10 protein-coding genes are annotated in these 10344 nt (G+C 47.2%); all 10 read right to left on the bottom strand.

What is annotated here, in order from left to right:
* Window positions 1-3 precede the first annotated feature (3 nt).
* The 10 genes from plsX to ftsH all read right to left on the bottom strand — a co-directional run bounded on the left by plsX (window position 4) and on the right by ftsH (window position 10137).
* Entirely contained in the window at window positions 4-1011 is a 1008-nt protein-coding gene (gene plsX, locus BUB28_RS15235; RefSeq protein WP_072952382.1) for a phosphate acyltransferase PlsX, read from the bottom strand.
* Entirely contained in the window at window positions 989-2317 is a 1329-nt protein-coding gene (gene trmFO / locus BUB28_RS15240) for a methylenetetrahydrofolate--tRNA-(uracil(54)-C(5))-methyltransferase (FADH(2)-oxidizing) TrmFO (RefSeq protein ID WP_072952383.1), read from the bottom strand. The genes plsX and trmFO overlap by 23 nt, the downstream gene beginning before the upstream one ends.
* Window positions 2314-4395: a type I DNA topoisomerase gene (gene topA / locus BUB28_RS15245; RefSeq protein ID WP_072952384.1), complete on the bottom strand. Its 2082-nt coding sequence runs from the start codon at window positions 4393-4395 to the stop codon at window positions 2314-2316. The genes trmFO and topA overlap by 4 nt, the downstream gene beginning before the upstream one ends.
* 12 nt (window positions 4396-4407) lie before the next feature.
* Window positions 4408-5625, bottom strand: coding sequence for a DNA-processing protein DprA (dprA, locus tag BUB28_RS15250; protein WP_072952385.1), 1218 nt, complete (start codon window positions 5623-5625; stop codon window positions 4408-4410).
* Between the two features lie 46 nt (window positions 5626-5671).
* Window positions 5672-6460: a TrmH family RNA methyltransferase gene (locus BUB28_RS15255; RefSeq protein ID WP_081373563.1), complete on the bottom strand. Its 789-nt coding sequence runs from the start codon at window positions 6458-6460 to the stop codon at window positions 5672-5674.
* A 139-nt stretch (window positions 6461-6599) separates the two neighbouring features.
* Entirely contained in the window at window positions 6600-6953 is a 354-nt protein-coding gene (gene rplT, locus BUB28_RS15260; protein ID WP_072952386.1) for a 50S ribosomal protein L20, read from the bottom strand.
* A gap of 70 nt (window positions 6954-7023) precedes the next feature.
* Window positions 7024-7227, bottom strand: coding sequence for a 50S ribosomal protein L35 (gene rpmI, locus BUB28_RS15265; protein ID WP_019678115.1), 204 nt, complete (start codon window positions 7225-7227; stop codon window positions 7024-7026).
* Between the two features lie 13 nt (window positions 7228-7240).
* Window positions 7241-7765 carry a translation initiation factor IF-3 gene (gene infC, locus BUB28_RS15270; RefSeq protein WP_028518730.1) on the bottom strand — a complete coding sequence of 175 codons (525 nt, stop codon included), beginning with the start codon at window positions 7763-7765 and terminating at the stop codon, window positions 7241-7243.
* A 238-nt stretch (window positions 7766-8003) separates the two neighbouring features.
* A complete protein-coding gene (locus tag BUB28_RS15275; RefSeq protein WP_072952387.1) occupies window positions 8004-8654 on the bottom strand; it encodes a stage II sporulation protein R in 651 nt (216 codons plus the stop codon).
* A 40-nt stretch (window positions 8655-8694) separates the two neighbouring features.
* On the bottom strand, window positions 8695-10137 hold the full coding sequence (ftsH, locus tag BUB28_RS15280; protein ID WP_242940011.1) for an ATP-dependent zinc metalloprotease FtsH: 1443 nt from the start codon (window positions 10135-10137) through the stop codon (window positions 8695-8697).
* Window positions 10138-10344: the final 207 nt, after the last annotated feature.

Below are 10344 nucleotides of genomic sequence, written 5' to 3' on the forward strand. Positions count from 1 at the left end.
ATATCACTCCTTGTCCGCAGAAGCTGTGCGAGCTACATAGCTCTCTATGACTCCTGCGACATCGCCCTCAACACAACGCTTTGCCTGCCTTACCGCATTGAAGAACGCTGTGCCGTCGGAGCTTCCGTGTGCCTTTATTACGGGCTTCTTCACACCTAAAAGTGCAGAGCCGCCTACTTCCTTATAATCCATCTGCTTGCGGAAGGTCTTCAGCTTACCGATAGAGAATATAGCTCCAAGCTTTCCTGCGCCCGAGAATATCCATTTCATCTTCTTAGCAAAGAAGCTTCCCATGCCCTCATAAAGCTTCAGTGCGATATTTCCCGTAAAGCCGTCAGTTACTACGACCTTCACCTCGCCCTTTGGCATCTCTCTTGCCTCGATATTTCCCGCAAAGTTGAGACCGCTTTTTTGAAGGAGCTTATACGCTTCTATTTCAAGGTCTCTGCCCTTTGTCTCCTCAGAGCCTATGTTGAGAAGTCCTACCTTCGGGTTCTTTACTCCCATTACCTTTTCCATGTAAGCACTTCCCATTACCGCAAACTGCACCAGCATTTCCGGGCGACATTCGGTATTTGCTCCTGCGTCTATGAGCAGGAAACTGCCCTTATCTCCTGGAAGTACAGGTGAAGGTGCTATCCGCTTAATGCCTTTGATACGCTTGACGATGAAGGTAGCGCCCATTACGAGTGCTCCCGTGCTTCCTGCGGATACAAAGGCATCGCCTTTACCCTCTGCAAGAAGTCCGAGACCAACTGCCATGGAGGAATTCTTTCCTGACTTGATTATCTCCTTCGGTTCTTCATGTATATCAAAAACATCATCGGTATGAACTATTTCTATGCCGCTGAGACTTATGCCGTTTTTCTCGGCACAAGCCTTTATCTCAGACTCGCGTCCTGTAAGTGTTATTTTTACTCCAAGCTCGCGCACTGCTCTTTCGCAGCCCTTTATAACTTCAAGAGGAGCATTGTCTCCTCCGAAAGCATCAACTATTACATTTACCGCCAATTCTTTCAAGCTCTCCTCTCAGCGAATTTACGGCACGCTGTGCATATGCACCGTAGCGTTCCTTTTTGTCCTTTATCCTTACGCCTATATCGGGAAGTATCCCCATATTAGCTCCCATTGGCTGGAAATTCCCGCTGTTGAACTTATCGCTGACATAGTGCGAAAGTGCTCCTGTCATTGTATCAAGCGGAAGCCTTATCGGTTCAAGCCCTTTAAGCTTTCTTGCAGCAGCGATACCTGCAATAAGTCCGCTTGCCGCACTTTCCATATAGCCCTCTACTCCTGTTATCTGTCCTGCAAAATATATTTCGGGACGGCTCCTCATTGAAAAATCTGAGTCAAGAAGCTCTGGACTGTTTATAAAGGTATTTCTGTGCATTACACCATAACGCATGAATTCAGCATTTTCGAGTCCCGGTATCATCGAAAAGACTCTCTTCTGCTCGCCGAATTTGAGATTGGTCTGAAAGCCCACAAGATTGAAAAGTGTGCCCTCGCGATTCTCCTTTCTCAGCTGTACAACAGCATATGGTCGTCTGCCCGTGCGCGGATCATCAATTCCCACAGGCTTCATAGGTCCGAAGCGCATGGTGTCAACTCCTCGTGAAGCAAGCTCCTCGATAGGCATACAGCCCTCGTATACGCTGAATGGGTGAGTCTCGAAGTCCTTTAGCTGTACCTTTTCCGCATTTATAAGAGCTTCGTGGAAAGCAAGGTATTCCTCCTTGTTCATGGGACAGTTTACATAATCCGCGTCGCCTCTGTCATAGCGTGAAGCGCAGAACGCCTTATCCGTATCTATGCTTTCAGCCGTAACGATAGGTGCTGCCGCATCGTAAAAGCTCAGTCCCTCGCCGCAGAGTCCGCGGATAATATCAGCCATAGCTCCCTGTGTAAGAGGTCCTGTGGCGATTATAGTCGTACCCTCGGGCAGCTCTGTTACCTCGCCGCCGATGACTTCTATAAGAGGGTGACTTTTTATTTTCGCCGTAACTGCGTCCGAGAACCTCTCACGGTCTACAGCCAGTGCGCCGCCTGCCTCTACGGAATTTTCCTTTGCGCAGGGCACTGTCAGCGAGCCGAGAAGCTCCATTTCGTATTTGAGCAGTCCCGCAGCCGATTCAAGCCTTGCAGCCTTCAGCGAATTTGAGCATACCAGCTCAGCAAAGCCGCTGTACTTATGAGCAGGAGAATACTTCTCGGGCTTCATCTCGTAAAGACGAACCCTTATACCTGCCTCCGCAACAGCCCATGCCGCCTCACAGCCTGCAAGTCCTGCACCTATAACGTTTACGATATCGTTCATTTTTTCAGCTCTCTTTCATAGCCGCAGCCGTCATTCTCGCATACGAGCTTGCCCGATTTGCCGCCCTTCATAAACAGAGTCTTGCCGCACTGAGGACACTCCTCCTTAGTGGGAACGTTCCATGTCATAAAGCTGCAATCAGGGAAGCCCTCACAGCCGTAGAAGCTTCTGCCCTTCTTTGACTTTTTCAGCAGCATCTTCTTTCCGCATCTCGGACAGCTTCCGTCAGCCTCTGTTACTATCTTCTTTGTGTTCTTGCACTCGGGGAATCCGGGACAGGCAAGGAACTTTCCGTACTTGCTGTACTTTATTACCATGTTCCTGCCGCAAAGCTCACAGACAACATCTGTCTCCTCATCAGGCACCTTGACGCGCTTGCCGTCCATAGCCTCCTCAGCTTTTTTCAGCGTCTTTGAGAAGTCATCGTAGAACTCATGGAGAGTGCTTACCCAGTTCTTTTCACCGTGCTCGACTTCATCGAGATTATTTTCCATTTCCGCCGTAAATTTAGCATCAACTATCTTCTTGAAGTGATCCTTCATAAGCTCTGTGATGACCTCGCCTAAATTTGTGGGTTTCAGAGCCTTGCCCTCATGCTCAACATAGCGGCGTGAGGTTATTGTCGTTATGGTAGGAGCATAGGTACTTGGTCTGCCTATGCCGTTTTCTTCGAGAGCCTTGATAAGGGAAGCTTCCGTAAAGCGCGGAGGCGGCTGTGTGAAATGCTGATTTCCTGCTATGGATCTCAGCTTCAGCTTATCCTCTGATTTCAGCTCGGGAAGCATCTTCTTGCTGCCCTCCTCGGAGTCGTTTGACTCTACATAAAGCACCATAAATCCGTCAAATTTTACGGAATAGCCCGATGCCCTGAAGGTACAGCCGTTAGCCTCGATATCGGCAGAAACCGTATCAAGGAGAGCATTCGCCATCTGGCTTGCGATAAAACGCTCCCATATGAGCTTGTAGAGCTTATACTGGTCTGAGCTGAGACTGCTCTTGACTCTTTCGGGAGTAAGCTCGGGAGTTGAAGGACGTATAGCTTCATGAGCGTCCTGAGCGTTGTTTTTTGTCTTGAAATTTCTCGGCTCGGGCGGCAGGTAGTCCTTACCGTAAACTACGCCGATATACTCGGCAGCAGCTGCCTTTGCCTCATCGGATATACGCAGACTGTCGGTTCTCATGTAAGTAATAAGACCTACTGCACCAACGCCCTGTACATCGACACCTTCGTAAAGCTCCTGTGCAGCCTTCATGGTACGCTTTGCACTGAAGCTGAGCTTACGTGAAGCCTCCTGCTGGAGTGTTGAAGTAATGAAAGGCGGTGCAGGCTGCTTCTTGGTAACGCGCTTCTTTACGCTTTTTACTGTATATTCAGCGTTTTCAAGTCTTGCAAGAAGGTTGTCTGCCTCTGCCTGATTTGGTATCTCAAGCTTTTCACCGTCAACAGCTACTAAAGCAGCATCAAACACCTTTCTTGAAGAAGGTGCGGTGAATTTCGCGTCAATAGACCAATATTCCTTTGGTACGAATGCTCTTATCTCGTTTTCACGGTCTACAACAAGACGTACTGCTACGGACTGGACACGACCTGCCGAAAGTCCTCTCTTGACCTTTTTCCAAAGGAAAGGACTAAGCTCATAGCCCACAAGACGGTCAAGGATACGTCTTGCCTGCTGAGCATTAACAAGGTCTACGTCTATTTTATGCGGATTGCTCATACCGTTCTTAACGCCTGTCTTGGTGATCTCATTGAAAGCCACGCGGTTGTCGGCGTTCATATCAAGCTTGAGCATCTGTGCGATATGCCATGATATAGCTTCTCCCTCACGATCAGGGTCGGTAGCGAGATATACTTTGTCGCACTTCTTCGCACGCTTTTTAAGCTCCTTGATAACGTCCTCCTTGCCCTTCATATCGGTGTACTGAGGCTTGAAATCGTTATCCTTGTCAACACCCATTTTGGACTTTGGAAGGTCGCGGACATGACCCATTGAGGCAATGACCTCATAGCCCGGTCCGAGATATTTCTGAATGGTTTTCGCCTTGGCTGGCGACTCAACTATGACTAAATCTGACATTGATCTTTCCCCTTATCTTATAAGTTCATACATTTTCCCCGGAAGTGAACGCACTGTTCCGAATATTTCCAGTTCTGTAAGCTCAGTCATCAGCTCACCTGTATCTATTTCAAGTAACGAAGCCAGTTCGTCCGCATGGAGCGGTCCGTTTTTAAGGGCTTCGGCAATTCTCGTCTGCTGCTCCGAAAGATCGCTGGGCAGTTCAATATTGCTATGCTCCTGTTTTCTTCCGGGCTGTTCATCTGAAATACCGTTAAGAGCTTTCAGCATCTCTTTCATATCAGTCTCCGAAGCAGCCTTTTCCTTAACGAGCTCCGCAGCTTTTTTAGGTAATACCGCAGCATCGCCCGTTCTTTTTCTGAACGTTATGCAGTCGATAACATCAGAAGCACTGTACATAGGTATCGCGCCGTCACGCAGGAGCTTTATATTTCCCGCGAATGATTCACTGAATATATCAGCAGGAGGCAGACAAAGCACTTCTCTGCCCTGTCCTGCCGCAAGATTTGCAGTTATCAGCGCACCGCTCCTTGGATTTGCTTCAAAAACTATTACCGCTCTTCCGAGAGCCGAAAGTATCCTGTTTCTCTTGGGAAAATTCGGCGAATACGGAGGAGTTCCGGGTGGAAATTCAGATATGAATACGCCGCCTGCCGCAAGTATGGGATCGCGGTACGCAAAATTCTGCTTAGGATAATCCACATCAACACCGCAGCCCATTACACAGGCAGTAGGTCTGCCTATCTCAGCCGCAGCCATACTGCACGCAAGGTCTACACCCATTGCAAAGCCGCTAACTATAACTGCGCCGCGTGCAGAAAGCTCAGAGCATATATCCTTTGCCGCTTTAAGACTGTAAGCTGAAGCCTTTCGGGTTCCGACAGCCGTAACTGTCAGTTCACTCTGCAAACATGATATATTACCCTTATAATAAAGTACAGACGGAGGATTATAAATATGCTCCAGAATATGCGGATATTCGGGGCTTGTAAATGCTGCAACGCCTATTCCGCGCTTATTGCAGTTTGCAAGAAAGCTCTCGGCATTTGAAATAGGTATCTCCGCTGCATTTTTTTGTTCCTTTTCGTTAAGGCTGACAGTGGGCTCATCAGAAGTGAGAGCTGCATACGCTTTTTCAGCCGTACCGAAAAAGCTGATGACCTCCCATATACGGTGATTGCCCGTACCGAATACCATATTGAGCCAGAGCCAGTATTTTCTATCGTCCACAGTCATGCCCCCTTTAGTATTATACGAATCAGTCGGAGCTCTTCGCTTATTTGCTGAGCTCCCACATAAGTATGCCTGCTGCCATTGCAGCATTAAGCGAATTGATATTTCCGTGCATAGGGATTATTACTTTTCTGCTGCATCGCTGTGCAACATCAGAAGGAAGTCCGTTGCCCTCATTGCCTATGAATACAGCCTGTGTGCCTTCAAAGGTGCAGTCGGTAACGGGTACGGCATCCTTGTCTATTACAGCAGCAGATGTTGTGACAGATGCCCTGTCGAGCTCCTCAAAAAGCTTATCTGCATCGTTTTCTATGGCTATGCTCATTCTGAATACAGAGCCCATAGTAGAACGTATCACCTTAGGACTGTAAAGATCGCAGCTGCCCGACATGATAACTCCGTCAATACCAAGAGCATCGGCTGTTCTTATCATCATGCCAACATTACCGGGGTCCTGCAATCCAAAGAGCACGAGATGCTTCCCGTTATCCTTTATAATACTGCTGACACTGCGCGAAGCAGGTATCCTGCACATTGCAAAGACACCCTGTGTACTGTCAGTAGAGGCTATCCTGTTTCCAAGCTCATTTGAAATGACAATTGTCTTTGTGTTTCTCAAATCAGCCTGTAAAAGCTCCTCGCCGAAGCGTTCATACGCCTTCTGAGTAAGTATCAGTTGAGTAATACCGCTATCCTCTCTGAGAGCGTCCTCAACTATCCTTAGTCCCTCTAACACGAATAAGCCGTACTGAAGTCTTTCTTTTTTTGCAGAAGAAAGCTTCTGATACAGCTTGACAGTAGGATTATCTTTTGAAGTGATGATGTTTTCCAATAGTACAACACCGCCTTACAGAATACATATACACTGCATGACGAACAGAACTCAGCCGCCGTCATGAACAGTGTAGAATGAATTCTTAATTAACAAAAACACGCTCTTAAATTAATAAGAAGCGTGTTTATTATATCAATTAAAGAGCAGCCTTTGCCTTGTCAGCAATTGCTGTGAAACCTGCTGCATCGTTGATAGCGATCTCAGAGAGCATCTTTCTGTTGAGAGAGATACCAGCCTTCTTGCAGCCGTTCATGAATGTAGAGTAGTTCATGCCGTTGAGCTTAGCAGCAGCTGAAATTCTTGTGATCCAGATCTGTCTGAACTGTCTCTTCTTCTGCTTTCTTCCGATGTATGCATAGTTGCCTGACTTCATTACGGCCTGCTTAGCCATCTTGAAGTGCTTGCTCTTTGAACCCCAGTAGCCCTTAGCAAGCTTTAAAGTCTTGTTTCTTCTCTTACGAGTCATCATTGCACCTTTAATACGTGCCATAGTCTTTTACCTCCAAAATTAAAATTACGGGAATAGCCCAGTACCATGCGGATACGATATCCGCTTCCAATTACATATAAGGAACGAGCTTCTTGATTGTAGGTGCATTTGTGCAATCAGCTACACCTGCGTTACGAGCGATTCTCTTGCGCTTAGTATCCTTCTGAGTAAGTCTGTGTCTCTTGTTTGTGTGCTGGTACTTTACCTTACCGCTTCCTGTAATCTTAAAACGCTTCTTTGCGCCCGAGTGAGTTTTAACCTTTACCTTTGCCATTATATGATCCTCCTTACTTAGCGGCCTTTGGGGAAACGAACATTACTATGCTGCGTCCCTCCATTTTAGCCGGCTTATCCACAGTGCCTGCCGCAGAAACTGCTTCCTTGAAACGATCAAGCAGTTCGTTTCCAAGTTCGGGATGTGCAATAGCTCTCTTACGGAATCTTACTGATACCTTGAGCTTGTCGCCGCCCTCTAAAAATTTGACAGCCTGATTTACCTTCGTTTCAAAGTCATGGGTGTCTATTGTCGAGAACATTCTGATCTCCTTGATAGATACAACCTTCTGATTTTTTCTTGCTTCCTTCTCACGCTTAGCCTGCTCGAAGCAATACTTTCCGTAATCCATGATACGGCATACGGGCGGTGTTGCCTGCGGAGCGATCTTTACGAGATCAAGATCCTGGTCGAAAGCCATCTGCTGTGCTTCTTTGGCGGATAAAACGCCGAGCTTTTTTCCTTCAGCGTCGATTACGAGAACTTCTTTATCTCTTATCTCTTCGTTGATCTGCAGTTCCTGTTTGCTAATAGTCAAGCACCTCCAAGCAATATAATTTAAAAACAAAAATGAGTGCAGAAATTATCCGCACTCACCAATACACACTGAAAATCCAGACCTTCTTTACGCGGTCTGTTTTACCGTTATATATTGACCGTTTCAGCATAGCCCGACGGTGAGAACGCATAGTTCTGCTTTGTTTACTCAAATATTATACAACATACCGTCCGATATGTCAAGCAGTCGTCTGTTTTTTGTAGCATTGCACAAAGTCTCAGTCGAATATGCTCTTGATTTTATCCCATACAGCAAATTTCACTCTGTATTTCTTAGGCTTTTTCAGTATATCAAGCTCTTTTTCGTCAAAGCTTTCCTGCTCCGCGTCCTTATCCTCAGCAACGCTGTTATCTTCGCTTTCTGATTTTTCCTTTTCGTCAGTCTTTTCACAGGCAGCAGGCAGGCAAAGTGGCGGATACATAACGCACCACCAGTTATGTCCGCAGGCTTCGCCTATTTTAATACGGAGCGCTCTGTACCGTCCCGCAGGCATGGTGATATCGCCGTAAACTCTTTCATCAAAATCCACATTTTCAAGCTCCGCCGATACTCTGTCCGTACAGCCGTACCTTCGCAGCACGCTCTCCGCAGTCCGCACTATCTCGGGCATTTTCCCCTCCGCGATCCTTTCGGCTTCACCTATGTCGCTTGCAGCGTTGAAAATACCGCTTACGAGAAGCTCGTCCCGCACCATAAGCTTAAGCTGCTGATCCTTTTCGCTGTCGGAATTCGCAAGTATATGGAGTCTCAACACACTTCCGCGCAGCTTTTCAAGCCTTAGTCCGTCGCTTATAAAGATGCTGACATTCGAGATAAGTATAGTAAGTATAAGTCCTGCCGACATCAGCTTCCATGATGGCTTTTTCATAAGATCACCTCACAGAAAGCATTGACTGCCATTACATCAATTATACAGCAGAAACAGCATTATCGTCAAGTATCCGCATGAATTCTTCCCCCGTTATTGTTTCCTTTTCCAGCAAAAAGCCTGAAAGCTCCTTCAGCTTACCCATATTTTCCGACAGTATACTTAAAGCCTTTTCGTGCGCTTTTTTGATTACAGAATTGACCTCCTTATCTATCTCAGCCGCAGTTTCAGGCGAACAATTCAGCGATGTATTGCCTCCGAGGTACTTATTATCAGTGGTTTCAAGCGCCATCATATCGAAGCTGCTGCTCATTCCATAGCGCGTCACCATTGTTCTTGCAAGCTTCGTAGCCTTTTCGATATCGTTTGAAGCTCCTGTTGTAAAGGTACCGAAAACAAGCTCCTCTGCCGAACGTCCCCCTGTCAGAACCGCTATCCTCGAAAACACCTCCTCCTTTGAAAGCAGGAATTTCTCGTTCTCGTCTATCTGCATGGTATACCCCAGCGCACCCGATGTACGCGGGATTATGGTTATCTTATGTACGGGAGCGGAATTTTTCTGCTTAGCCGCAACAAGGGCATGCCCTATTTCGTGATAGGCTATTATCTCCTTTTCCGACTGTGATATCACGGCATTTTTCCGCTGATAGCCTGCTATTACAACCTCTACACTCTCTTCAAGGTCAGACTGTGAAACTGCCTTTCTTCCGCTGCGTACTGCTCTCAATGCGGCTTCGTTCACTATATTTGCAAGCTCTGCTCCCGAAGCTCCTGCGGTCGCTCTTGCAACTGCATTGAGGTCTATATCATCTGCAAGTTTTACCTTTTCAGCATGGACACGCAGCACCGCTTCTCTGCCTGCAATATCGGGTAGCTCAACGGGTATCCGCCTGTCAAAGCGCCCGGGACGAAGCAATGCAGGATCAAGAGACTCAGGGCGGTTGGTCGCGCCCAGTATCACTACACCTTTTTTGCCGTCAAAGCCGTCCATTTCGGTAAGGAGCTGATTAAGAGTCTGCTCCCGCTCATCGCTGCCGCCTGTCTGACCGTCACGCTTCTTGCCTATGGTGTCGATCTCGTCAATAAAAACTATGCAGGGAGCTTTTTCATTCGCCTGTCTGAACAAGTCCCTGACCTTTGCCGCACCGACTCCAACAAACATTTCCACAAACTCCGCGCCCGATATCGAGAAGAACGGCACATCTGCCTCACCTGCCACAGCTTTTGCAAGCAGCGTTTTACCCGTACCCGGAGGCCCTACAAGAAGTGCGCCCTTTGGGAGCTTCGCGCCTATCTCAGCATATTTATCGGGACAATGAAGAAAATCCACTATCTCTGCAAGTGCTTCCTTTGCCTCGTCCTGTCCTGCCACATCAGCAAAGGTCTTGCCTGTCTGAGCCTTAACATAGACCTTTGCACTGCTCCTGCCGAAGGACATAGCCTTTCCGAAGCCGCCAAACAAGCCGAAACCTTTATTTCCCATGAAAGCTCATCTCCTAATATCATTTCTGACAGAATTATAACACACCGCCATTTGGAAAGCAACAGGTAAATTCTGTAAAAATGCCTATATAACGACAAAAAGCGGCTCATAACCTCGATACCCATATAGCAGTTTTGTAGTATTTATTGAGAGAACCCCTTTTGAAAAAGGGGCTTCTCTCAAACTCTCTCCCTAAAACTTTCAGTT

Origin of the sequence: Ruminococcus flavefaciens, assembly GCF_900143025.1 — a bacterium.
Lineage (GTDB): Bacteria > Bacillota > Clostridia > Oscillospirales > Ruminococcaceae > Ruminococcus > Ruminococcus flavefaciens_I.